Below are 23,047 nucleotides of genomic sequence, written 5' to 3' on the forward strand. Positions count from 1 at the left end.
CATGCCGGAGGTTTTTTTATGAATCATGAACGGACAAAATTGGGCGATTCACTCAAAACGGAACACTTGAATAAAGCACCTTGATGCCGACAACGATCAGAATGAGGCCACCCCACAGATCGGCACGGATTCGCTTCGTGACGAGATTGCCAAAGCGAATGCCGACAAACACCCCCGAAAATGACAAAACGAGCGTCACGAAACCGATAACAAAAAGGGGATAGATCATTGAAGACAAGGTACTCATGCCCATAAAGGCAAACGTAATGCCAACTGCCAGCGCGTCAAGACTGGTCACCAGCGCCATCCCGAAAACAAACTTCGGATTGCTCGCGTCAAAGGGCTTGCTTTCCCCATCCTCTTTGACCTTGAACGATTCGCGAAGCATGCGGATGCCCAGAAAAGCCAGAATCGCAAAAGCGATCCAGTGATCCACGTTATCGATCAAGCCGCGAAAATGAAACGCTCCCAGCCAGCCCACGAGCGGATTGACAATCTGGAAGAAACAAAAAGACAGCGCGATCATCAAAATAGGCCGCCATTGAACCCGCTGCAAGGACACGCCACTGGCAATGGAAACGGCAAAACCGTCCATCGCCAGACCGAAGGCAAGACCCCAAATTTCAAAGCCGGACATAAAAAAACCAGGAAGAGGTAATTCCGAAAACAGAACTGGCAAACAGCTGTTTCGGAACAAGTAAAACAGTCGGAAACCGGGAAATACCTCAAGAGGCACCCTGTCAGTAAAGCGATGATATAACGGGAGAAAAAAATAGCAAAATTAACAGACAGCCTGAAAATTACTTTCAGTAATATAGAGGAGAAACGGGAAAGAGTCCGTTAAAAACCCGGTTATGTCTTCTAACCGGTATTTCAGCCATGCTCTTCAGAGTTGGGCGAGCATGCAGGACTCTCACCGGGATTTTGACGATCTGGTTCCCGAGGTTCTGGTACAGGTAATCCGTCACGTTTTGCAGGGTCTTTTCCGGGTCATTGGGGTCGATGATTTTTTCGGGAGTCATGGGGTTCAGCGCGTCCTCTTGTTTCCGGCATTCCCTTACTGTCCCGGCTAGAGTTCTTGACGCTTCAGGTCTCCTTCGATGACGCTATTGTTTTTCGAAGAACCCGAAAGCAAAAAAGCCGGAATAATTTCCGGCTCTTCGGTGTATACAAGAACACATTACTGTTTTTTGCCCGCTCTTTCAGCCATGTCTTTCCAGTATTGTGCTTCTTTTGGGTCTTTTTTCACACCAAGTCGACCGGTCTCGTATATGTAGCCGAGTTCTTTCATGGCATTGACGTTTCCGTTTCTGGCAGCCTGCTTGTACCAGTAGAGTGCTTGTTCTATGTCCTTTTGGATACCTTTTCCGTATGCATATGCATTTCCCAATAAAGCCTGTGAATATGTACTGCCTTTTTGAGCCCCAAAAATGTAATACTGAACTGCATGGTTCAAATTCCTTTTGACACCATCTCCCCTGGAATACATCATACCGATATCGGCATACGAATCATAATCTCCATGTTCGGCCGCCCTTTGATACCATTTCATGGCTTCTTTATAATTCTTTCCGATACCTATGCCGTTTACAGTCAAATAACCCATTTTTGCTTCAGCATCAGCATCTTCTTGTTCAGCAGCTTTTCTATACCACTTGACTGCTTCTGGAAGATTTTTCAGGATACCGTTACCCTGTTCATACGCCAGTCCCACGTTAAATTGAGCAATAGCTAATCCGGATTCTGCCGATTTCATATAGCACATAAATGCTTTTTCAGCATTTTTGCTGACGCCAAGGCCATGGTTATACATATAAGCGACAAGATTTAATGCTTCTGGATCATCATGTACATCGGGTTGCATAAGAAAGGTCATGGCTTCCTTATATTGTCCAGCATCGAATAGCCTATTTCCTTCCATGAGATTATCGGCAATTGCATGATTGCCGAGGAAGAAAAAAAGACAAACAAATAAAGCTTTTAAGATAGTTTTCATCATTTCATAATAAAGAAGCAATGCTGATTCATTATCATCAGCATTGCTAAGTTCGGTCAAGAAATTATTATCTTTGAGATCGTTTTTTATCTTCAGTTTTTCTATTCGAATATCCATCAGCAACATACTTCGCCCCTGCCTCCTGCCCTTGCCCCACCCCGAAATCCGCCAGAACAGACGTGACCCACCTCTTCAATTCTTCGGGACTCCTGACCTGCGCAGGTGGCTGGAAAGGGATGTTGAGTAGCGAAAGCATCCCCAGAGGTATCCCGTACATCAGCGATTCCCCCACATGGGCCTGTCCTGTCTTGTCCAGCAGTTTCGCGTGCAGGTTGGCCGAGACGCTGGCTGCTGACATCCCGGTTAACGTCGCCAGACTGTCGACTTTGCCCAGTAAGGCCGTTACCGGAATTTTGACGATCTGGTTCCCGAGGTTCTGGTACAGGTAATCCGTCACGTTTTGCAGGGTCTTTTCCGGGTCATTGGGGTCGATGATTTTTTCGGGGGTCATGGGTTTCATGGCGTCCATTTCCCGCTGGTATGTTTTCAGTGTGTCCTGCACGGCTCTCAGGGCTTTGGGGTCGCCCCCGGTCATGCCATAGACCATTTCCCCCATCAGGGAGGCGAAGGAGTAGAAGGCGGTTTTGGCTTCCAGAGGCGCCATTTTCATGCCTTTTTCGAAGGAATAGGCTTGCCGGCTTCCGTGTTTGGGGTCGTAGGTGTATCCCTGTGCTTCGTTGAATTCCTGTATGGCCCGGCCGACGGTTTCATTGTCCATGTTCTGGAAGATGGCCGGGATCAGTTTGCCGGTGGTCTGGTCGGGTTCGCTAACGGGGCGGCTGCCGTCTTCGCCGTGGACGGGGTTTTTCGGGGCAAGCGCCTTGTTGACGTAGCCGGTGACCGCTCTCCCGGCCTGCCTCTCTGCTTCGGCATAGCTTTCATCCCGGGCTCCCGCTACCCGGTTTCCGTCTTTTCCGTGGATGTCACTGTCCTTGCCCAGTCCCTTGTTGGCATAGCCGGTGACCTTGTTTACGGCAAAGCGCAGGAGTTCTCTCATGCTCAAATCCTGCGGATCATAGACATGCGCTGTCCTTTCGAGAATGTTTCCGGTTTTCACGTCTTTGGCCGGTTCATCCGCATATTGAATCGCCTTCTGTATTGACGGCACCCCATCGCGTTCGGGACGGTATTCAAGGGTGCGATAAGCGTTTGACGGATTGTCTTTATCATCCAGACGGAGTTCCAGTGTTTGGGCTCCTTCCTGCTGTTTTTGTCTGAGCTGGCTTTCCAGTTCGATCCATTGCCTGAAAACCGGGTCATGTCTGGCGTTCAGGATGAAGCTGATATCTTTCTGATCCTGTGTCATCCCATTGACCTTGTTTTTCCAGCCATGGATGTAGTCATCTCTTTCCGGGCCGGTCAAGGGACGTCCCAGTGGGCTTTTGGGGTCGTTTCCTGCACTGAAACGATTCATGAGCATGTCGTTTCGTCTGCTGGCGTCCAGTCCCTTGTACGGGTCGTCGGGGTCGGTTTTGAAGACGGGGGCCGGTTTGGTGTTGTCGATGTCAACTGCCTGTGGAGGCGGTTTCTGGAGGTTTTTTTGCTGTTCGGCCTGCGCGGCCTGTTGTTCCCGCAATATCCTTGCCTGTTCCCGTTCCTGTTCGCGCCGCCGTCTCTCGGCTTCCCGTTCCAGTGCACGGTTTTGTTCTTCGGGGTCGTAGCTGCCGGAATACATGTTTCCTATGGAGCTGAAGTAATCATCGTCTTCACCGCTCATGTTTTTCTCCTGTACATAAAAAAAAGCCTTCCGCTTCATGACATGAATGACGGAAAGCCTGAAAATAAAAAAGCCCTCCATCCGGAAGGCTTCTGAAAAAAGAAAACCTCCCGTCAGGAAGGCTTCGGTACAAAAAAGGTCTTTTCATTGGAAAGACCTGAAAACCGGGCGCATGTCGCCCGTCTCTTTTACTTATACAGGAAAAACAATCTTCGGTCAGCTATGGCATTCGTTTTTCCATCATTCTATCGGTACAGGCGACCCCGAGCGGGCGAAAAGCAGCACCACGGCAATCCCGAAAAGGGCGCAGAACGCCCCGGTCGCGAAAACCGAGGGATACCCCAGAGCCGTCGCCAGAAAACCCGTTACCGGACCGGTTGCCGCATAGGCCACGTCCTGAAACGCGGCATATCCGCCAACCGCCGTGCCACGCACCTGAATCGGCACCCGTTTGACCACTTCCACCCCGAGTGCCGGGAACATGAGCGAACAGCCGCAACCGGCCACCATCGCCCCCGCCAGTGCCATCCATGGCCCCGTCGCCGCCCAGATAATCATCAGTCCGACCGACTCGACGAGCAGCGAAACCATCGCCACCCTGATTCCGCCGATCTTGTCAGGCAAATGCCCGAACAGCACACGTACTCCCACGAACGCCGCGCCGAAACATGACAGCGTCAGCCCGGCATGCGCCCACCCGTACGAGGCGAACAACAGCGACATGAAGGTACCGATCACGGCAAACCCCGCGCCCTGCAAGGCCAACGCCAGCCCCGGCTGCCAGACCAGTTTTGCCACGGAGAGAAGCGATACCTTCGAACCGCCCGTCGTCTCGATCGGCCTGATCCGCCAGTCCAGCAAAAAAGCCAGAAGCGGCAGGACAAGCGTCGACACACCCAGCGCGACAAAACCGAAATGATGGTTCATCAAGAGGCCCAGAGGGGCACCCGCCGCCAGCGAACCATAAATCGCCATCCCGTTCCATGACATGATCTTGCCGGACTTCGTCGTCCCGATCAGGCCAAGCGCCCAGGCGAAATTGCCCGAAATCAGCAGGGACTCGCCCAGCCCAAGAAAAAGCCGCCCGACAATCAGGATGCCATAGCGCACCATGTCCGGCACCGGCAAAAGCGCCGACAGCAAATAGGCCAGCCCGGCCATCGAACAGATCAGCATGCCTTTCAAGGTCGTGCGTTTGGCGCCGACACTGTCGGCCTGACGGCCTGCATACGCCCTTGACAGGACCGTCGCGAAAAACTGGCAGCCGACCGCGACACCGACCAGCGTATTGGACAGATTCAGCTCGTTATAGACGAAAAGCGGAATGACGGGCAGCGGAAGGCCGACCGTCAGATAGGTGAGGAAAATGGCGAATGTGAGAGAACCGAGATGGCGGTTCTCTTCGGAAACGCGAATGGATTTGTCGACAGACATGATCGTAAAAAAAAGAAAAATAAGTTATCCAAAACCGGGAACGACCAGCGCGATGGAAGTGTTGTCGGTGCGCGTCCCAATTCTTCAAACAGCTTTTCTTTCTTCCCGTTTCCCTGCCGGTTCCATCCGGAAGAAGCCGTTATGCGGCCATTATAATTCAGCTTTCCGCCAAAAATCCAGACATCCCTCAAGGCAGACGGAAACCGGGAATCCTCACCTGCTCAAAACATTCACCCTTTGCTGATCAGGCACCATCGTCTGAAGAAACCCTGTTCGACAATCCATATCGATTCCTTCCCTTATCGACCAGACACACTGGCTGATTCCCTGAAACCGCAAACTGTTCCCTCTTTTTTAAAGATGAAAAAACCGCTGCCATGAAATGATGACAACGGATTTAAAAATCAGTCATATATTAAAATTAGTTAATATATCGTTTGACGTTTAACGTTTTTCGTTATATCATCAACACATGATTAAATCGTTCACATGTCCGGATACACAAGACCTGTTTGCCGGTAAAACCGTTCCCCGGTTTGTCAACATCCGGTCAGTAGCGGAACGCAAACTCCAGATGATTCACAGGGCTACGGGCATAAACGATTTACGAATTCCACCCAATAACCGCCTTGAAGCGTTAAAAGGCGATAGAAAAGGTCAATACAGCATAAGAATTAATGACCAGTGGCGCATTTGTTTCACGTTCGATAATGGACAGGCTTTTGATGTTTCGATTGTCGATTACCACTGAAAGGATTAAATATGGATAACATTATTAATGGCATGAGGCCAATACATCCGGGGGAAATTCTCAGAGAAGAATTTCTGTCCCCGATGAACTTGTCTTCCAATGCACTGGCCATTGAACTGCACGTCCCCGCGCCACGGATAAATGAAATTGTCCGTGAACGCAGAAGCATCACGGCAGATACCGCTTTACGTCTTGCCCGTTATTTTGGAACAAGTGCTGAATTCTGGATGGGCTTGCAAGATGATTACGATCTGAAAACCTGCCAGAGAAAACTCGATGAAACGCTTGGCCGGATTATTCCGCGCCAATGACAGCCTGATTTTATGAAAAACCCCGCCGGATGGTTTGTCCCAAAGACAGACACTCGTCAGTCGCTTATCCCCAGACATCAATAACACGGCAACAAATAAAAAAGACGGCAAACGCCGCCTTTTTTCACTTATCTGGCCATCACAATCAGAACTTGTGCGTGATACCGAACTGGACGCCGGTCATGGAATCATTCGCCGCACCATTGCTGTTATAGACCGAACCGACATACTCGTTACTGCTGTCGACATACACGACATTGGCGTAAAGCTGGGTGCGTTTGGACAGATCGTAACCATACCCCAGCGCATACTTGTTGGCATGGCCGTCGTGCGGTGAATTGTCCAGCTTGCCACGGTTATACGAAGCGATCAGCAGATTCGGCCCGATCCGGTATTGCAGGCCGGTCAGCCATTCCTTCTGGTTGCCGCGCACGGCGTAAAAGTCTCCCAGCGACTTGAACGTGCTTTGTTCGTAACCGAGGAACAATTTCAGATCGCCTATCCTGTACGTACCACCCGCGTTCCAGACAAAGGAGCGGTTCGAATCAGCCTTCAGCTCGTAATTGGCAATCAGAAGCAGAGGGCCATTGTCAAACATGAGATTGACGGCGTACCCGTCGTTACCGTACTGGCTGGCGAACTGCTTCAACAGCGTATTGCCGTGATCGTCACTGCCCAGTGTATAGGTCAGCCCGACAGTCGCGCCGGAAAAGGACGGGCTGTCATACCGGACGGTATTGTTCACGTACATGGAATACAGATAATTGTAGACCGAGAAAGAAGAAACGATACCGTTCTGGTCGAAAGGATCGAGCATCGTGAACGAATTGGCCGACATGTTCGGTACCCGTCCCAGACGGACATGGCCCCAATTGCCTTTCAGGCCGACATCAGCCATCCCGGTCCATTCGGTCTTGCTGTCGTCACCCAGACTCTGGCGCAGGCCCTGATCCCAGCTGTAATTGCCGGTCAGGGTGCCGTCATTGATCCTGAAACGTTGCAACAGTTCAAAAGTCGCTTTCATGCCGCCGCCAAGGTCTTCCGTTCCGTTCAAACCGATCCGGCTCATCGTGAAGCTGCCCATTCTGGCGTCGGAACCGGATTCCTTGATGATGCCGGTATCGGCGATACCGTAAAGCTGAATGTGGGTTTGCGCCATGGCAGCGCCGGAAAAGAGCCCGGAAATCATCAGGGCGGCAAGTAATTTTTTCATGTCCTGTCTTGAAAAGTGAATGGGAGAAGAGTTGATGTAAAAGCAACGATTTTAACAGAAGCGAACCTGAAAACCCTTCAAACAGGGTTGATCCGTCAAAAAATCAGACCGTCTGTGTCACTTCTGCACCAGTATCTGAACCTGATTTTGAAGCAGACGTTTTGTCCAATTCGGTATAAGACCATCGAATCCGTGAAAAAACATAAAAAAGCGTCTACCGTTTTCAAAACGATAAACGCCCCCTTTTTGCCGAAAACCTGTTATCCCGAATGAAACCTTGCGTCACCCCATTCTCTTCCAGCCGCAAGCGATATCACCCGATATCAGAACTTGTGAAGGATACCCATCTGGATGCCTGACATGGATTCACTGGATACGCCATTGTCGTTATAAAGTTCCCCGACTTCGTCATTGCTGCTGTCGATATAAACCAGATTGAGATAAAGACGTGTCCGTTTGGACATGTCATATCCGTAACCGAGTGCGACCTTCCAGGCATGGCCGCTTTGAATCGTCGATGAGTCAATTTTCGCCCAGTCGACAGAACCCAGAATGGAATGCTGGCCCATCTGGTATTTCATGCCTGCCAAAAATTCTTTCTGATCACCCGTCTGGCGCAAGGAAGTGTAGTTACCCTGAAGTGCCTTGAAAACAGTCTGTTCATATCCGGCATACAATTTGAGGTTGCCGAAATCATATGTGGCACCCAGATCCCAGACCCATGACTTGTTCGAGTCAGGTTGCCTGCTCGCCAGACCGAAAAGCATGAGAGGCCCCTGATCGTATTTCACGAGAGACGCAAAGCCGTCATTGCCGTTTTTCCGGATAAACCGTGCCAGATCGTTATCACCATGACTGTCCGAACCAAGGGAATACGTCGCGGCAAAACCGAGCCCTTTGAATTTCGGGCTATCGTAACGGATCGAATTGCTCTGGTACTTGTGCGCAACCAGATTATGGACCGCAAACGAGGCGACGATACCGTTCTGTTCAAACGGATCGATCGTCGTGAACGTTTCCACGGCAATGCCGTGAATCCGGCCAAGACGGACATGGCCCAACTGGTCGTTGGCAAGCCCCACAACCGCTTCACCGTTGAAAAGCATCGGCTTGTCATCGCCCAGCTCCTTGCGCAGATTCTGGTCCCAGCGGAAATTGCCGGATTTCGTGCCATTGATATTGAAGCGCTCTTCCAGTAAAAACGTCGCCTTGTTGCCATTGCCAAGATCTTCCTGCCCGATAAATTTGAGACGGGGCGCCATAAAACTGCCCATCGAGGCGTCGGAACCGGATTCCTTGATAAAACCGGCATCGAGATTGCCGCGGAGCTGGACAAAAGACTGTGCCGATGCGGCACCGGAAAAAAGCCCGAATGCGATCAGGGCAGCAAGCGTTTTTTTCATGGGGATATCAAAAGAGAACAGATAAACAAAATGTGTAAAAAATTGTAACGATTGTTACAAAAATGTGTCTCTCCGGCAATTATTTTTTTGCTTTTTGGCAAAAAATTAAACAGGAAGTGAACAAAAGGAAGTCCGATGTTGTTTTCAGGCGAAAAGAAGCGAGACGGACAGAAAAGTTGACGGCTGGAAAAAACAAAAAAGGATACCGTTTTTTTAACGATATCCCTGATTGTCTGGTTTGTTGTGTGTGTTGAAGGACCTAGCCCCTGGAAATTTCCCTGCCGGTAATCGTGCTCTGTTCCAGATACGGATCGTCCTGCATCATGTAATTTTTGACGTAGTCGGCGACGCCCTCTTCAAGGGAATGGAACGGCACATCACATTCCAGGCGTTTCAGCCAGCCCATATCCGCCTGCGTGAAATACTGGTATTTGCCTTTTAACGCTTCCGGCATCTCGAAATATTCGATTACCGGGTCTTTCCCCATCGCGGCATACACGGCACGGGCGAGATCGTTCCAGGTACGCGCCTTTCCCGAACCGATATTCAGGACGCCGTTCGCCTGTGGATTTTGCAAAAGCCAGTAGAGAACGTTCACGCAATCCTTCACGTACACAAAGTCTCGCGTCGATTCACCGTCCCCGTATTCAGGCCGGTCGGATTTGAAGAGGCGGATCGGCAAGCCTTTCATGATATCGCCGAACACCTTGGCAATGACGCTCTTCATATCGCCCTTGTGATACTCGTTCGGGCCATACACGTTAAAGAACTTCACGCTGGCGATACTGTCGAGCCGACGTTCACGGTAAGCCCACAAATCGAAAAGCTGCTTGGAATACCCGTATGCATTCAGGGGTTTCAACTGCACCGTCGTGCTGATATCGTCGGAAAAACCGAGCGAGCCGTCCCCATACGTCGCGGCGCTGCTGGCATTGATGAAGCGGATACCCCTGTCCATCGCACACCGGCACAGCAATTCACTGTACTTCACGTTATTTTGCATCAGGAAATCGACGTTCCTCTCTGTAGTAGCGGAACAGGCGCCCATATGGATAATGCCTTCCACCTTGGGGGGCAAACGGTTCGCATCCAGCATCTTGCGGAATTCGTCGCGATGCATGTAATCGGTATAACGGCGATTGACCAGATTGCGCCATTTTTCACTTGACGCCAGATTGTCGACCACCAGAATATCGTCGATATTCTCTTCATTCAGTTTCCAGATCATGGCACTGCCGATAAAACCGGCGCCACCCGTCACGATATACATACAATCTCTCCAGACAATAAAAACGCAGCAGAATGTCCCTGAAAACCCGATTTCATCAGGAAAAACCGGAGAACATGGACTTGTCGGACTATTTTAACCCTTAACACCCCGAAAAAATCGTCCGCGAATGAAATCCGGAACCGGAACACAGAAAATGGTGCCCACGATCAACAAACGGCAAGCACTCTCTGCATCAAACAGGAAATGACATTACAATCAAAGTGTTGTTCCTTTTCAGGAAAAAGGAAATCGAAAAAGGAAATCGAAACTTGTGGAGCCATTTGCATGTCAAAAAGACTGCATCGTCACGCAAGAAATGAAACGACTTCCGGAAGTGACTTTAAAGAAACGTGCCTTAGCAACAGAAACCGTCAATCAAAGAGAAAGGAAACGCCATGATCAAGAAATTCGTCTCCACCACCCTCGGTATTACGGGTCTTGCCGTCCTGATCGGTGCCTCCGGCATCATGTGTGCCATGAATACCGCACAGGCCCAGTATGTCGGCCCGAACCAGACTCAGACCTATACCACCGTTTCCCAGATCCTGAAAAATCCGGTCGACGACCAGTATTTCAACCTGAAAGGCAAAATCACCGACAAACAGGGTCATGAAAGATATACTTTCACCGACAGCACCGGTTCCATCCGCGCTGAAATCGACGACGACCGTTTCATGGGCGTAGAGGTCACTCCGAACTCCGTCGTCGAAGTCTGGGGCAAAGTCGATACCAGCCGCACCAAACCCGTCAAAATCGACGTCAAACGCCTGACCGTCATCCAGTAATCGGGCAATCAGGCCAATCCATCCCTGTAACGGCAGAGGCATTCTGCCGTTACAGACTTTTCCCGCTACAAAAACTGCTGAACCGGCATTCAGACAAATCAGACCGACACGCATTGCCTCCCTGGGCAGACACACCGGGAATCTTTTCCTGTCTCCCCTGCAATTGACCTGAATCATCCCTGCCAATTGCCAAGCCGCTGTTTTTCGGCTACATTGCCGCGTCGTCCTGAAATTCAGGCCATAAATCCTAAAGAAACCCGTCACAAACCGGCACTATTGTGAGACCTTTCCTATACTACGATGCACGCCTGAAAGGCGTCATCCTGACCGCAAATGGCGAACGTTTCGTCATCGAATACCTTGGCAAGGAACTCTTTCTTCCAGCCGATTCCGCCAATGCGGCCTACTATGACAAAATGCTGAAACAAGGCGAAAAAGAAGAAACGGGCCTGATCGGGCTCGTCTCACAGGTCAGAAAGAAAAACAACGTCGGCCATTCCCGGGCGCGTGGCTTTTACCGCTTCGACGCCTATCCCGACCAGACGCTTCAACGTGCATTCGAACTCGACGATTTCGACTACTTCGGGCAAGACCACAACATGAACTCCATCGGATGGCGCAACGAAGCCAATCCCAACGGATTTCTGGCTGCACGCGGCATCATTCCCGGCAAGGAAGGCCGCTTCATCTCCGACAGTACCGAACCCTATACCGTCAACATCCCGTTCGACTTCGTCGAAATCGCCACCCGCCTGAAACAGGATCCCGTCGACATACTGAAAAATTTCATAGCCGACGTCTGCCAGCTTCACTCAACAGACGAGCTGCCGCGGGCAGACGGCTTCAACAGCCGTGGGATGGAAGCGGAAAAGAAAGCCCGCGAATACCTGAAACAGGCCTACCGGCTGAAAAAAGACATCATCTGATTCAACAGAATGCCGGACAGTTCTCTGTCCGGCAAACCGGGATAATCCCTTCGCCAGGCCATTTCTTTTTGCCATCCATCCTGAAAACGAAAACCGTCACAGCTTCGTTCAACACCGCCTTTTTTTTACGGAAAACTTCCTTTTGCATCGATTCCGCCTGAACCAAAAAAAATTATCGGACGTCTCATGAGGATGACTTCCGTCATCGCATAAAAACGGCTGCCGTTTTAAACTGTCACAACCGTAACGGATGAGTTATATTGTTCATCCGTAATTGTTCATCCGTAAAAAAACAGCGTCATTTGAATTTTCACTGAAACACCAACAGACAAAGGAGCTTCCCATGATGTCTAAAAAACTGCTCACCGGCCTTTTCGCTGCGGGCCTTTCCATCGGAATGCTGGCCGTATCGTCCACCGCAAGCGCCCAGTACATCGGTCCGACCCGAATTGCGCCGACAACCGTCAACAAAGTCCTCAAAAGCCCTGTTGACGACCAGTACGTCCTGCTTTCCGGAAAAATCACGTCCCAGGTCAGCAAGGACAAATACACATTCACCGACAAGACCGGATCGATCGTCGTGGAAATCGACAACGAAGTCTTCGCCGGGCGTCAGGTCGGCCCTGATACACAAGTCGAAATCTGGGGCAAAGTCGACAAGGACATGTTCAAGGAACCGAAAATCGACGTCAAACGACTGGGCATTCCAAATCAAACAAAATAAGCGGTTTGCAAAAACGTTTGAATTTTTTCAAACGATCGTGGTCTAACCTGTCCATAGTCTGAAATGGAAAGGAGAACATCATGATCAAAAAAGGTTTTGGAATGGGCCTCGCCGTTGCATTTGCCGCCCTGCTGATCGCGTCCAGCGTCGTGTGTGCCATCAACACCACCGCCTCGCCATACGTGACCAGCACGCCGCAGATGAAAATCCTGTAAACGCCTTGTCCTGGACAAAGCCGGAACAGGAAGCGGCAAAGCCGCAAAATCGGCGTCAGACGGCCAATCGTCAGGTATTGACGTAGCCGTCTGATTTTCGGACAAACCGCAAAAACGGAACGGCAATGCCGTTCCCGACAGAGAATACATCCGGAAAGATCATGTATCCGGCAATTGCCGGGGCATCGAAAAAATGGACGATGCCTGTCGAAAACCGGAATCTGCCCTTGTCACCATCCACTCTTCATTTCAGGGGCAGACCTGACAAGATTCCTGAAATCCAAGACAACCGGCTGACACAAAATGTTAAACGCTCCCGAATGAGAGCTTACCTGTCAGCTTGTCTTGAATTGAGCGTCATGGAGCACCTTATACTGACCGCCTTCCTTATTCATCAGTTCTTCATGCGTACCGATTTCGACAATCTCACCCTGATTGATAACGACAATCTTGTTGGCATTACGGACCGTTGACAGTCTGTGGGCAATAACAAAAACCGTTCTGTCTTTCATCAGATTATCAATTGCCTTTTGCACGGTCGCCTCGGACTTGTTATCCAGTGCAGAAGTAGCCTCGTCCAGAATGATAACAGGAGCATTCTTGATAAAGGCCCGGGCGATGGCAATTCGCTGTTTTTGGCCGCCCGAGAGCAGAATGCCTCTTTCACCGATAAAGGTATCCAGTCCGTTTTTCAGGGAATTGACAAACTCCGTCAAATACGCCAAATCCAGCGCCTGACGGATTTCCTCATCCGTAGCGTCCGGCCTGCCAACCTTGACATTATCCCGAATCGTTCCGGAAAAGAGAAAATTATCCTGAAACACGATAGCGATATTTTTCCTCAGGCTTTCCAGCGTATAGTCGCGTATATCGATCCCATCGATCATAATCTGACCGGACTGGATATCGTAAAAACGTGGCAACAAATTGACGATAGTCGTTTTTCCTCCGCCAGAATTCCCGACAAGTGCAACGCACTCCCCGACATTGACATCCAGACAGACGTTTTTCAGAACGGGGGTATCTGCAATGTAATGGAAATGAACGTTTTTGAACTGAATCCGGCGAGAAACAGAATCCAATACCTTTGCATCCTGTTTAGTCTGGATAGCCGGTTCACTATCCAGAATACTGAAAGCCCGTTCAATAGCCAAAAAAGAAAGCTGGACAGCAGTATAGTTACTCCCCATATTTTTGATCGGAGTATAAAGCATCAACAAGGCGGCAATAAATGAGACAAAACCACCAGGTGTCAGCTGATGGATCAAAATCAGATAAGAACCATACGAGATCGTCGCGGCAATCCCGACGGATACCATAATGTGCATCATCGGGGTTAACCATGACGAACGTTGGGTCATTTTGATGCTCAAACGAAAGAGTGAATTCAGGATATCCTGAAATTTGGACTGCTGCTCACGCTGGTAGTTGTACGCCATAATGGTTTTATTACCGGCAAACGTTTCGTTATATGCCGTAATGACCTTTGCGCCAGATGTGATCGTTTCATTCATCAGGCTTTCTATCAACTTCCGGACTTTCGCCATCGGATAGAAAGTACACCCCAGGACAAACATGGCAATGAGAGACAACTGCCAGGAGTTATAGAAGAGGACACCAATTAACGAGATGGATGACACAAGTCTTGAAACAAAGACTTTCAGGTTGCCCAGAAGACCGGCCGATGCCAGTTCAGCATCCGTATTGAACCGGAAAACAATGTCTCCTGAATTCTGGCGATCAAAAAAAGACGTCTCGAAAGAAAGCAGTTTTCTGTAAAGAGCGGCTTTCAAGTCATTGGTAATACGCGTTCCGACCCATACATTGAGATAAGTCGCCAGATAATTGAGCAGGCCGCTGCAAACGGTAAAACCAATGATAAACAGTGGAACAAACCATTCCGTATTCCCGGCCGATTTTTCCACCAATACCATATCCATATAAGGTTTGAGACACCAGGCAATAACGGCATCGAGTGACCCGATAGGAATACATAAAGCCATCGCCAACAGTGCACGAAACCAGTACGGTTTCACAAACGGCCACATGCGGCGATAGTTAATGACAAAAGGGGAATTTTTAAATTTTCGAACATCAAGTTAAAAGGCCAGGAAAGCAGTTTTAATAACAGTTTGATATTATATAAAATTATATCAAATTACATGAAAGATAATAGCAATGTTTTTCACTTAATAATGTTTCTTGCTATAATACAGTCTATATTTTTATCGTATAAAAACTCATGAATAATAAAGATAAAATTTCCTTTGTTATTTTCACTCCCCTGTATGACGAAAATATCGGCGGTATTATTGTCTTGCACAAATTGTGCTCTATTCTTAATAAAATGGGACACTCCGCAAAATTATGGCATACAAAAAATCCCACGAAAATTAATACATTAAGGACATTTTTACAAAAACTACGCTATAAAATCAAATATACAATCAAACCTGAAAAATTTCAGTCCCCGTATCGACTTGAAATTGCCAGCAGGAAAGATGTTGAAAATTCCATCGTTATTTATCCGGAAATTATAGACGGCAATCCCCTTTGTGCAAAAAATGTTGTTCGGTGGATATTATACAAACCGGGAGCCTTTACAGGAAAAATTAATTACGGAGATAACGAACTCTTTATCTGTTATAACATGAAGTTTATAGATGAACATTTCAAATATAAAATATCCGGTACGCTTTCTATTACAGAAAATATGAAAGAAACATATCAACAAACAAATTATTCCTCACGAAAAGGGACATGCTACATGGTAAGAAAGGGAGATAAACGAAACTTAAACTACCATCCCAAAGGAGCTCTTAAAATAGATGGAATGTCCCATAAAGATATTTCGGCAATATTTAATCAATACGAATATTTCATATCTTATGATTTATATACCATGTACTCCAATTACGCTGCCATATGCGGATGCAAATCCATAGTGGTTCCCGAAGAAGGAAAAACTATCGAAGAAATTGCAGCGGAACAAAATGCCCGTCCCGGAGTAGCCTATGGCATGGAAAATATCGAAACAGCACTCCAAACACGACATCACTTGTTTGAAAACAATGAACAAAAAGAAATTCGAGAACAACACTCAGTCAAAAAATTTGTAGAAACATGCTACAAACACTTTCACATTGGATAAACTTTATTTTCACGTTATCCAAGGCCAATCCCTGAAAAGTATAAAGATATCTCCGCTTATACACAGCAGAATTTTCTTTATTTTACTATTTCAGCATTTGACATGTTTTTCTACCGATCAAATTCTTCTTTTCATTTTCCGGCTAATCCATTCTTTCAAGATCGGTTTATTTTAATTTTTCTTTGATTCCAATTTAACAATAACATCGCTAACAATCACAAAAATGACAATTTCGTTTCAACATACTGTTCCGCGCGAAAAGCAAACCGCGCACCCCATATTCAAACCATTAATGAATTCTGGTAATCCATAAAAGTCCGTAAATCTGTGACAAGCTCAACAAGCAAGTGAAGGATGAAACTTTCGATTTGTCTTTCCGGCACTTTTTTCAAATCCTTTATTAATCTTGAGAATTGATCTTGATTCTTGATTTTATAATCATCTCTCAAAAAAAATATATTATCAAAAATATCGGCAAAACATTATCATATGCTTTCTGTTATTTTGTTCGTTTCAATACTCCGCGGAACCATTCCTTCAAAACAGATTGTTGAACTCTCTCAGCTTCGATCACAATCGGCGATTCAATTTCGACTGGCATAGCAACATCTCTTGCGATTGCAAAAACGACACTCTCATCCCCGTGTACTGTACTATGAGAAAAATAAAATCGATAACTCGAATCAAGACTGTTGACAAATTCAGGCAACTCATAAAAATCAACCAGTTTATGATAGACACAAAGTGCAAGTGTCGGACGAAATTTTTTGATTGTATTTCTGGCTCCCCTCAGAGCCATCATTTCAGCCCCTTCAATATCCATTTTGATGTAATCAACTTTTTTCAGCTTTAAATCAGCAACAGTTTGATCAATTGACGTAGAAACAACCTGCCAGGAATCAGGTGAATCAGCCCTTTTCTCTTTTGGATTTTTAACATATACCTGAGTAGCAGGACCTTTTCCTTCAATCGACATCCATGTACCAGGATCATCCCATACTGGATTGGGTACGAGTGTAATATGAGAACTTAGCTGCGGATTTAACCGCATGTTCTCTTTGAATACTGTAATATTGTCCGGGAAAAACTCAAAAGAAATGACCTTTCCTGTAGCACCCACTCTATCAGCAAAATAAAGAGAAGTACCTCCAAAACAAGCCCCACAATCCAGTACCACATCTCCATTTTGAGGAGCATAAACATTTCTTTTTCCTCTGTATTCATACTGCGAGTAAATAAACTCGTTGAATATGCCAAAAGCCTCAGAAAAGAGTTCTACATCATATCCAATTTGGCGCAAATTGATCTTTTTCAGATTAACAGGTTCAGACAATGCCAGAGATTGAGTAGACTCTCCCTTTGCTTCCATATCAGATAAAAGTCTCATTGTTTCCCAAAAAGCATCAGAATCCAATGGCATGGGAACATATTTCCACCCTAATGCACGATAAGTTAATACCGTAAGAAGAAGTAACCTGGAATCGGTATCAGCCATTTGTTGATATAACCACTCCCAGTGAACTCCCCCTTGCTTACAAAAATCACGCGCATGTTCAACGAGTACATTGACAACCGATTCTTTCGAAGCATCGGCTTCTACTTTAATGCCGTAAGGTTCATCCGACATACCGAATGATTTACGAAAGTATTCCGGAACGTTCATATTGACAGCGCACCACCTTGCCACCGTGAGAAAATCTGTCAAAAAATTATCCGAAATATCGATAAGAGCATTGCTGGCAATGGGAGCGTTCTCAAATGCACGTCGGGCATTTTTTATATAAATCATTTTATAAGATTATCCTAACTTTCATTAAAAATTAAACCAGATACCTATCGTCCGGGTCTCATTTATCCTATCCACTTGTGGCATTTAATGATTTTTCGGATAGAAATCGTATTCATTCAAGCAGAAGCGTTCCAGTGCAGCCAGATAGCGTTTTTTACTGTACAACCTGTTCTGCATATCCACATAATGTCCGATAGCACTCTCTCTTAAACTTTCATCTCTCTCATACATCAAAATGCTTTCAACAATCTTTTCTTTCATTTCATCGTAGGAAGTAAAAATATTTTCCGTGTTGAAATCTTCACTTTCAGGGAAAAAGTGCTTATTGTATACAGCAAAGGCCACGCCCTGCATCAAAAAGGTTTGTGCAAAATAACCATCCAGCCCTTCTCCAAAAGTAATCATGAACCTCGATTGTGAAACCAATGAAACATAATAATCGAAAGTCATTCCTTTTATTTCCATCAATTCATATTCCGGCAATTCTTCCGCAAGCTTATTTAATATTTCAGACTTTTTTACATCAGTGTCAGGTGAATAAAGAATCCTTTTCTTCTTTTTTTCAAAAGGTATTATCGGATATAATGATAAATCAGTGAACGGCGGAATCAGTAAGGTTTTTAATCCATAACGATCAGAAAATTCCTGTGTGCAATATTGATCGTGGGCTGTTGTCTGGGTAATATTCGATGTCAGTTGATATAGCGACTGGAATTCCTGTCGTTCAGGCATTAGCAGAATATTCTGATTCATAATATTGATATGTAACTTTCCAATACTTTGAATATAATTCATTATCTGTTTTGAAAAACTTATTATATTGTGAAACCGGGCAACCGATTCTTCCGGAATGAACAGGATCAGTTCTTCCAGTTCTGAAAACAGACACAGTTGTGAAAATCGATATACAATAAATTCGTTGCGAAAATGAGTCTGTCGTACATACGTCCGCAAATTAACATTAGGACGTGTCATGACAACTACATCACATCCATGTATGTGTTTCAGGGATTTCAACTCTTTTGCAATAGTAAAAAACGAATAAATCCCTCCCGACATAAAATTACCTTCCGGAACCAGCATAACGATCAATTTCTTTGCCGAAAGATTTTCAGTCTTTATCAGACAATCCTGAATTAATGGAAAAAGGCGTTCATCTGTGATTGGTTGTTCAATTTCAACTTCTGCCTTCTTTTCGACAAATGTTTTTACAAACCATTCAAAAAGATGTTGCCTAAGGGTTCTTCTCCATGGTGCTACAATAATCCAGCATGTCAGCCAATAGGCCAGTCTTTTAGAATATTTCATTATGCACAGCATTCAGTAAGATGATAATCAGGATATGGCAACCCATTTTTTTTCCAATATCGATTGACTCACCGTATTCAAAAAAGCCAAACCTTCTATCGATTCATCCAGACCAAATACATATGATCCTTTCCGGTCTTTTTTTTCTGACAAAAAAGCAGACAAATCTTTTTCAAGATCACAATAATAATTTGCAAAGGCTTCTATGTATCCCGCAGGATGACCTGCCTTGAACCGGGTATAGCATTCATTATTAGCAATCGCAATATCCGGGTTGCCTCTATCCATCATACAACGCTCTCCTGTATCTTTATAAAAATAGAAGATTTCAGGATTTTCCTGACGCCATTCGATTGCTCCTTTATCCCCATAAAGATAAAAATGCAAACCGTTACGATTCCCGATAGCAGTTTTGCTATACCAGATATTAATAAAAACATTGTTGGTGTAGTTGGCCAATACATTGACATTATCAACAATGCCTTTGAAATTTCCATAATTGCTCGCGTGTGCGACCAAATTGAGCGGTTTCTCCTGGATAAGAAAATCAATCAAATGATGAACATGAATTCCCAAATCCAGGGAAATAGTAGGAATACGTCCATCTTGTAAGCGCCAGTTTTGCGGAACAACCGGTTTCCCATCGGGGGCTTTTCTTAAAAATCCTTCCTGAGGCATTTCGATCTTAACCTGCTGTATTTTTCCCAGTTTGCCACTGAGCACTATTTCCCTGATTTCCCTGACTATCGGGTATCCCGAATAATTATAGGTAACTCTTAAGAAACCGCCTTTTTCCTCAATCAACTTACGCAAACGTAATGCATCTTCCAGGCTGGAAACGAGTGCCTTCTCACAAATAACGGGAATTCCACTCATAATACATTTTTCCAGCTGCTCAATATGCTGATCTTGCGGAGTTAAAATAACAATTGCATCAATATTATATTTTTCATTTTTGATTAATTCTTTCAAAGACGGATAAATCCGCTCTTCGGAAAGACCATATGCACGCCCGGATTGTAGATTAATATCTGAGTTTCGGCTAAAACACCCCGCCACCAGTTTAAATTTTCCATCCATTTGAGAAGACACAACATGTACCCGGCCAACAGCAGAATTAATGGCTCCTCCGACAAAGGCAAGATTTATCTTTTTCATGCACTTTAAATTTTTCATATTCCGCTATAAATAAAAATTAAACTGAAAGTGAATATAACTTACGTTGCATAATAAGATCTTTTGTTTCATACATATCACGTTCATTGGCACATTTCAAAAACATTACTCCAACTCGACCAAAAGGACTTTTCTTTATGCGCTCTCCAGACTTTGCGAGGGAAATATAATCAATCATGCATACAGGCACCTGACAATTGATCGAATAAAAATCTTGTTCCCTGTCCGTAGAAATTGTATGCCTGAGTATGTAATTTTTTCCATTCTCATTAATTGATTTCCGTAAATTTCCCAGGAAACCATCAATATACATTTTTGCATATTGAAACCCGGAAGAAAGTTGAATCAATCTAGAATATAAATCACCCGGACAACGACGCGTAAGTTCGATTAGCCAGAATTTGTCATCATTACAAATGAATTGTGTATGCAATAATCCATCCTGAAGTTTTAAATCATTAACAATAAATTCAATACATTCTCTTATTTCTTTGAGAATATTTTTTTCGAATGAAAAATCTACATAACTGGTATCAACTACAAATTCATTGGCAGAGCCATATTCTGCAACGACAAAGTCATGAATTATTTTCCCGCCAGATATAAATGCCGTATGACTATAGAGGTTCCCTACAATATATTCTTCAACCAGACACTTTTTTGAAAGTGAATAGTTTCTGGCATTCATAACAGCATTTTCGAGCTCCCCTTTATTTTCTATGACAGATATACCTCTTCCACTATAGGCATCAACCGGCTTGACCAAAATCTTTCCTTTGGCATCCGCAATATTTTCGAAATCATATATTTGAGGAACCGGAAGTTTTCTGGAAAGTGAATAACACCTGAAATTTTCCTTGTTGAATAAGATATCTGCTTTTTCTATATCATCAATCAAAACATTTGGGTTATTGTTCTTTATTTTCGCACATGAAAGGTAAGAAATATCATTACACCCCGGTACAATAGCATAATAATCTTTCTCTTGAATATGATTGATTAGTATATCAGAGTCACTATAATCAAGCTTTATATAGTTTTTTCCTGCAATATTTGCCAAAAAGTCTGTTTCATTATTTCCGCAAACATAAACTTCGTTGGTATGTTTTTTCAACTCAGCGTAAATTGGAAAAGACGAAACATTAGTATCAAGAAGAAGAATTTTCATTACATTACATAAAACAAATATTTATAATTTTTCTAAAAAACGCTTTTTGGCTTATATTAATATTCAAATTGAATCTACATTAAACCTTCACCAGGAAAAATTTAATTTTCATTTATAATTCCGCACAAATTTTACTGATCACTTTATCTTCCATTCCGACAAAAAGCGGCAAACAGGCAATTCGGGAAGCAATATTTTCCGAAACAGGACAGTTTACTATTTTTCTGAGATAGGGAAGTCTATTCAAGCTAGGATAAAAATAACGTCGTGGAAATATATCTAACTTTTGCAAAAATTCAAATCTGGTTAAAAGCTCAGCTTCACTTTCAAACAGAACAGGATAATATGCATAATTATATTCAAGTCCACTTTTCTGTTTGGGTCGTTCATATTTATCTAAAATAAATGAGTCATAGATTTCAGAAATCCTCTTTCTTTCGTCGACTATTTGATTAATATAATTAAAATTGCATAACCCCATTGCCGCATTGAATTCATCTTGTTTTGCATTAATCCCGAGACAAAAATAATCATCACTCCGATGACCAAATCTTTTGATTAACTCCAATCTGCCAGACAGACTTTTATTTTTTACTATTATTCCCCACCTTCAATCGTATGAAACAATTTTGTTGCATGAAAAGAAAGTGTGGAAATATCACCATAAGAACAAAGTGCTTTTCCTTTGTATTTCGCTCCAAAGGCATGTGCGGCATCGTAAATAACTTTAAGTCCATGTTTTACCGCTATGGATTCGATTGCCTCGACATCACAAGCATATCCAAATACATGCACAGGCATAATTGCCTTTGTTTTTGATGTAATAGCCGCTTCAATTTTTGTGACGTCAATCGTGAAATTATCGGGTTCAATATCAACAAATACGGGAGTACAGCGTTCCCAAAGAATGGAAGATACCGTTGCAACATAGCTGAAGGGTGTAGTAATAACTTCGCCCTCCGATATATTCAATGCTTTTAGTGCCAGCTGTAAGGCTATCGTTCCATTGGTGACATAATGAAAATTATCAACCGAAAGATATTTTCGCATTTTCTCTTCCAGCTCCAATACATTCGGTCCCTGATTTGTCAGAATGCCTGTATCGAATATATCGGAAACCTTTTTCAGAAATTCGTCCTTGGGAGGCAAGAAAGGTTTCGTAACGTAAATACTCATAAATTCTCTATCTCATATCCGGTATCTGACAGACTTCATGAACAATCCGGAGATTGTTCCCTTCATTACTCGCACCGACATGACAGGTTTCGCCCGCTTTTCTTTTAAAAATCAGATCAATTGTTTTGCAATGATCCGGAAAACAGAACGAGTCTCTTACGTTTTGCTCTTTTCCATAAACCAAAACGGGTTCTTCTGCCAGGCGTTTCCGGATAATGGTCGTGATGAGTTCTTCGGAATACCGCTTCGGTTCGTAATTATCTGAACAGTTTGATGAGGTGACATTCATGCCATAAGCATGATGACAGGGCTGCGAATGAAGCCCGATCCGGCTTTGCCGGCCAGATAAGGAGCGCCTAGCGTCTAGAAGCGAGAGTGAGCGGTGTGTGTGTGTGGGGGGGGGGGGGGGGGGGGGGGGGTGATTTCTTGCGATGTTCCATATACTTGCGCATCCAGTGCACACGTATTTTCAGC

General features: G+C 45.1%; 25 protein-coding genes. 7 read left to right on the forward strand and 18 right to left on the reverse strand.

What is annotated here, in order from left to right; translation table 11 throughout:
- Positions 1 to 52: 52 nt before the first annotated feature.
- From BRW83_RS08355 to BRW83_RS08375, 5 genes are all read right to left on the reverse strand, one after another.
- Positions 53 to 637, reverse strand: a complete 585-nt coding sequence (locus BRW83_RS08355; protein ID WP_005880113.1) for a manganese efflux pump MntP — start codon at positions 635 to 637, stop codon at positions 53 to 55.
- A 169-nt stretch (positions 638 to 806) separates the two neighbouring features.
- On the reverse strand, positions 807 to 1,022 hold the full coding sequence (locus BRW83_RS08360) for a hypothetical protein (protein ID WP_005880112.1): 216 nt from the start codon (positions 1,020 to 1,022) through the stop codon (positions 807 to 809).
- 158 nt (positions 1,023 to 1,180) lie between these two features.
- Positions 1,181 to 2,122 (reverse strand): tetratricopeptide repeat protein, encoded by a 942-nt coding sequence (locus tag BRW83_RS08365; protein ID WP_005880111.1) that lies wholly within the window; start codon positions 2,120 to 2,122, stop codon positions 1,181 to 1,183.
- Complete coding sequence (locus tag BRW83_RS08370; RefSeq protein ID WP_086131830.1) at positions 2,064 to 3,773, reverse strand: hypothetical protein; 1,710 nt, start codon at positions 3,771 to 3,773, stop codon at positions 2,064 to 2,066. Before BRW83_RS08370 ends, BRW83_RS08365 begins: the two co-directional genes overlap by 59 nt.
- A 240-nt stretch (positions 3,774 to 4,013) precedes the next feature.
- Entirely contained in the window at positions 4,014 to 5,207 is a 1,194-nt protein-coding gene (locus BRW83_RS08375) for an MFS transporter (RefSeq protein WP_005880109.1), read from the reverse strand.
- Positions 5,208 to 5,679: 472 nt separating this feature from the next.
- Between BRW83_RS08375 and BRW83_RS08385 the strand changes: the two genes are divergently transcribed.
- Both BRW83_RS08385 and BRW83_RS08390 read left to right on the forward strand, forming a co-directional pair.
- Positions 5,680 to 5,958 carry a type II toxin-antitoxin system RelE/ParE family toxin gene (locus BRW83_RS08385; RefSeq protein WP_005880108.1) on the forward strand — a complete coding sequence of 93 codons (279 nt, stop codon included), beginning with the start codon at positions 5,680 to 5,682 and terminating at the stop codon, positions 5,956 to 5,958.
- Between the two features lie 11 nt (positions 5,959 to 5,969).
- On the forward strand, positions 5,970 to 6,269 hold the full coding sequence (locus BRW83_RS08390; protein ID WP_005880107.1) for a HigA family addiction module antitoxin: 300 nt from the start codon (positions 5,970 to 5,972) through the stop codon (positions 6,267 to 6,269).
- A gap of 145 nt (positions 6,270 to 6,414) precedes the next feature.
- Here the strand turns inward: BRW83_RS08390 and BRW83_RS08395 are convergent, their stop codons facing one another.
- From BRW83_RS08395 to rfaD, 3 genes are all read right to left on the reverse strand, one after another.
- Positions 6,415 to 7,482, reverse strand: a complete 1,068-nt coding sequence (locus BRW83_RS08395; RefSeq protein ID WP_005880106.1) for a porin — start codon at positions 7,480 to 7,482, stop codon at positions 6,415 to 6,417.
- A 323-nt stretch (positions 7,483 to 7,805) separates the two neighbouring features.
- Positions 7,806 to 8,885 carry a porin gene (locus tag BRW83_RS08405; protein ID WP_036602709.1) on the reverse strand — a complete coding sequence of 360 codons (1,080 nt, stop codon included), beginning with the start codon at positions 8,883 to 8,885 and terminating at the stop codon, positions 7,806 to 7,808.
- Positions 8,886 to 9,144: 259 nt separating this feature from the next.
- Positions 9,145 to 10,155: an ADP-glyceromanno-heptose 6-epimerase gene (gene rfaD / locus BRW83_RS08415; RefSeq protein WP_005880103.1), complete on the reverse strand. Its 1,011-nt coding sequence runs from the start codon at positions 10,153 to 10,155 to the stop codon at positions 9,145 to 9,147.
- A 395-nt stretch (positions 10,156 to 10,550) separates the two neighbouring features.
- Here rfaD and BRW83_RS08420 point away from each other — a divergent pair, with 395 nt between their 5' ends.
- Together BRW83_RS08420 and BRW83_RS08425 are read left to right on the forward strand one after the other, a co-directional pair.
- The gene (locus BRW83_RS08420; protein ID WP_005880102.1) at positions 10,551 to 10,940 is read left to right on the forward strand and encodes a YgiW/YdeI family stress tolerance OB fold protein; all 390 of its coding nucleotides are present in this window, start codon (positions 10,551 to 10,553) and stop codon (positions 10,938 to 10,940) included.
- 278 nt (positions 10,941 to 11,218) lie between these two features.
- Positions 11,219 to 11,866, forward strand: a complete 648-nt coding sequence (locus BRW83_RS08425) for a hypothetical protein (protein WP_005880101.1) — start codon at positions 11,219 to 11,221, stop codon at positions 11,864 to 11,866.
- Between the two features lies 1 nt (position 11,867).
- Here BRW83_RS08425 and BRW83_RS11760 read toward each other — a convergent pair whose 3' ends face one another.
- The gene (locus tag BRW83_RS11760; RefSeq protein WP_155811805.1) at positions 11,868 to 12,014 is read right to left on the reverse strand and encodes a hypothetical protein; all 147 of its coding nucleotides are present in this window, start codon (positions 12,012 to 12,014) and stop codon (positions 11,868 to 11,870) included.
- Positions 12,015 to 12,209: 195 nt separating this feature from the next.
- On the opposite strand from BRW83_RS11760, the gene BRW83_RS08430 reads away from it, so the two are divergent.
- Entirely contained in the window at positions 12,210 to 12,590 is a 381-nt protein-coding gene (locus tag BRW83_RS08430; RefSeq protein ID WP_005880100.1) for a YgiW/YdeI family stress tolerance OB fold protein, read from the forward strand.
- 80 nt (positions 12,591 to 12,670) lie between these two features.
- Positions 12,671 to 12,805 (forward strand): hypothetical protein, encoded by a 135-nt coding sequence (locus BRW83_RS12080; protein WP_257789310.1) that lies wholly within the window; start codon positions 12,671 to 12,673, stop codon positions 12,803 to 12,805.
- Positions 12,806 to 12,875: 70 nt separating this feature from the next.
- On the opposite strand, the gene BRW83_RS11765 is transcribed toward BRW83_RS12080, so the two are convergent.
- Together BRW83_RS11765 and BRW83_RS08435 are read right to left on the reverse strand one after the other, a co-directional pair.
- Entirely contained in the window at positions 12,876 to 13,046 is a 171-nt protein-coding gene (locus tag BRW83_RS11765; protein ID WP_155811804.1) for a hypothetical protein, read from the reverse strand.
- Between the two features lie 94 nt (positions 13,047 to 13,140).
- On the reverse strand, positions 13,141 to 14,841 hold the full coding sequence (locus tag BRW83_RS08435; RefSeq protein ID WP_232451483.1) for an ABC transporter ATP-binding protein: 1,701 nt from the start codon (positions 14,839 to 14,841) through the stop codon (positions 13,141 to 13,143).
- A gap of 206 nt (positions 14,842 to 15,047) precedes the next feature.
- On the opposite strand from BRW83_RS08435, the gene BRW83_RS08440 reads away from it, so the two are divergent.
- Entirely contained in the window at positions 15,048 to 15,956 is a 909-nt protein-coding gene (locus tag BRW83_RS08440; RefSeq protein WP_005880098.1) for a hypothetical protein, read from the forward strand.
- Between the two features lie 499 nt (positions 15,957 to 16,455).
- Here the strand turns inward: BRW83_RS08440 and BRW83_RS08445 are convergent, their stop codons facing one another.
- From BRW83_RS08445 to BRW83_RS12135, 7 genes are all read right to left on the reverse strand, one after another.
- Entirely contained in the window at positions 16,456 to 17,745 is a 1,290-nt protein-coding gene (locus BRW83_RS08445; protein WP_005880097.1) for an FkbM family methyltransferase, read from the reverse strand.
- A gap of 84 nt (positions 17,746 to 17,829) precedes the next feature.
- A complete protein-coding gene (locus BRW83_RS08450) occupies positions 17,830 to 19,053 on the reverse strand; it encodes a hypothetical protein (RefSeq protein WP_050757698.1) in 1,224 nt (407 codons plus the stop codon).
- Between the two features lie 27 nt (positions 19,054 to 19,080).
- Positions 19,081 to 20,211 (reverse strand): Gfo/Idh/MocA family protein, encoded by a 1,131-nt coding sequence (locus BRW83_RS08455; protein WP_157661017.1) that lies wholly within the window; start codon positions 20,209 to 20,211, stop codon positions 19,081 to 19,083.
- Between the two features lie 37 nt (positions 20,212 to 20,248).
- Positions 20,249 to 21,397: an ATP-grasp domain-containing protein gene (locus tag BRW83_RS08460; RefSeq protein WP_005880093.1), complete on the reverse strand. Its 1,149-nt coding sequence runs from the start codon at positions 21,395 to 21,397 to the stop codon at positions 20,249 to 20,251.
- Between the two features lie 112 nt (positions 21,398 to 21,509).
- On the reverse strand, positions 21,510 to 21,965 hold the full coding sequence (locus tag BRW83_RS12040) for a DegT/DnrJ/EryC1/StrS family aminotransferase (protein WP_196793274.1): 456 nt from the start codon (positions 21,963 to 21,965) through the stop codon (positions 21,510 to 21,512).
- A 29-nt stretch (positions 21,966 to 21,994) separates the two neighbouring features.
- A complete protein-coding gene (locus tag BRW83_RS12045; RefSeq protein WP_005880092.1) occupies positions 21,995 to 22,573 on the reverse strand; it encodes a DegT/DnrJ/EryC1/StrS family aminotransferase in 579 nt (192 codons plus the stop codon).
- Positions 22,574 to 22,580: 7 nt separating this feature from the next.
- A complete protein-coding gene (locus tag BRW83_RS12135; protein ID WP_406616389.1) occupies positions 22,581 to 23,036 on the reverse strand; it encodes a GDP-mannose 4,6-dehydratase in 456 nt (151 codons plus the stop codon).
- Positions 23,037 to 23,047 lie beyond the last annotated feature (11 nt).

The sequence above is a fragment of the Oxalobacter formigenes genome (genome assembly GCF_002127965.1).
Classification (GTDB): Bacteria; Pseudomonadota; Gammaproteobacteria; order Burkholderiales; family Burkholderiaceae_D; genus Oxalobacter; species Oxalobacter formigenes.

What these genes read in the sequence shown, in the direction of transcription:
- BRW83_RS08360 (WP_005880112.1), bottom strand. Translation starts at nt 1,022, where the DNA reads ATGACTCCCGAAAAAATCATCGACCCCAATGACCCGGAAAAGACCCTG.
- BRW83_RS08365 (WP_005880111.1), bottom strand. Translation starts at nt 2,122, where the DNA reads ATGTTGCTGATGGATATTCGAATAGAAAAACTGAAGATAAAAAACGAT.
- BRW83_RS08455 (WP_157661017.1), bottom strand. Translation starts at nt 20,211, where the DNA reads ATGAAAAAGATAAATCTTGCCTTTGTCGGAGGAGCCATTAATTCTGCT.
- BRW83_RS08450 (WP_050757698.1), bottom strand. Translation starts at nt 19,053, where the DNA reads ATGAAATATTCTAAAAGACTGGCCTATTGGCTGACATGCTGGATTATT.
- BRW83_RS08460 (WP_005880093.1), bottom strand. Translation starts at nt 21,397, where the DNA reads ATGAAAATTCTTCTTCTTGATACTAATGTTTCGTCTTTTCCAATTTAC.
- BRW83_RS08440 (WP_005880098.1), top strand. Translation starts at nt 15,048, where the DNA reads ATGAATAATAAAGATAAAATTTCCTTTGTTATTTTCACTCCCCTGTAT.
- BRW83_RS08430 (WP_005880100.1), top strand. Translation starts at nt 12,210, where the DNA reads ATGATGTCTAAAAAACTGCTCACCGGCCTTTTCGCTGCGGGCCTTTCC.
- rfaD (WP_005880103.1), bottom strand. Translation starts at nt 10,155, where the DNA reads ATGTATATCGTGACGGGTGGCGCCGGTTTTATCGGCAGTGCCATGATC.
- BRW83_RS12080 (WP_257789310.1), top strand. Translation starts at nt 12,671, where the DNA reads ATGATCAAAAAAGGTTTTGGAATGGGCCTCGCCGTTGCATTTGCCGCC.
- BRW83_RS08355 (WP_005880113.1), bottom strand. Translation starts at nt 637, where the DNA reads ATGTCCGGCTTTGAAATTTGGGGTCTTGCCTTCGGTCTGGCGATGGAC.
- BRW83_RS08390 (WP_005880107.1), top strand. Translation starts at nt 5,970, where the DNA reads ATGGATAACATTATTAATGGCATGAGGCCAATACATCCGGGGGAAATT.
- BRW83_RS08370 (WP_086131830.1), bottom strand. Translation starts at nt 3,773, where the DNA reads ATGAGCGGTGAAGACGATGATTACTTCAGCTCCATAGGAAACATGTAT.
- BRW83_RS08375 (WP_005880109.1), bottom strand. Translation starts at nt 5,207, where the DNA reads ATGTCTGTCGACAAATCCATTCGCGTTTCCGAAGAGAACCGCCATCTC.
- BRW83_RS08395 (WP_005880106.1), bottom strand. Translation starts at nt 7,482, where the DNA reads ATGAAAAAATTACTTGCCGCCCTGATGATTTCCGGGCTCTTTTCCGGC.
- BRW83_RS08420 (WP_005880102.1), top strand. Translation starts at nt 10,551, where the DNA reads ATGATCAAGAAATTCGTCTCCACCACCCTCGGTATTACGGGTCTTGCC.
- BRW83_RS08385 (WP_005880108.1), top strand. Translation starts at nt 5,680, where the DNA reads ATGATTAAATCGTTCACATGTCCGGATACACAAGACCTGTTTGCCGGT.
- BRW83_RS08445 (WP_005880097.1), bottom strand. Translation starts at nt 17,745, where the DNA reads ATGATTTATATAAAAAATGCCCGACGTGCATTTGAGAACGCTCCCATT.
- BRW83_RS12045 (WP_005880092.1), bottom strand. Translation starts at nt 22,573, where the DNA reads ATGAGTATTTACGTTACGAAACCTTTCTTGCCTCCCAAGGACGAATTT.
- BRW83_RS08405 (WP_036602709.1), bottom strand. Translation starts at nt 8,885, where the DNA reads ATGAAAAAAACGCTTGCTGCCCTGATCGCATTCGGGCTTTTTTCCGGT.
- BRW83_RS11760 (WP_155811805.1), bottom strand. Translation starts at nt 12,014, where the DNA reads ATGCAAAAGGAAGTTTTCCGTAAAAAAAAGGCGGTGTTGAACGAAGCT.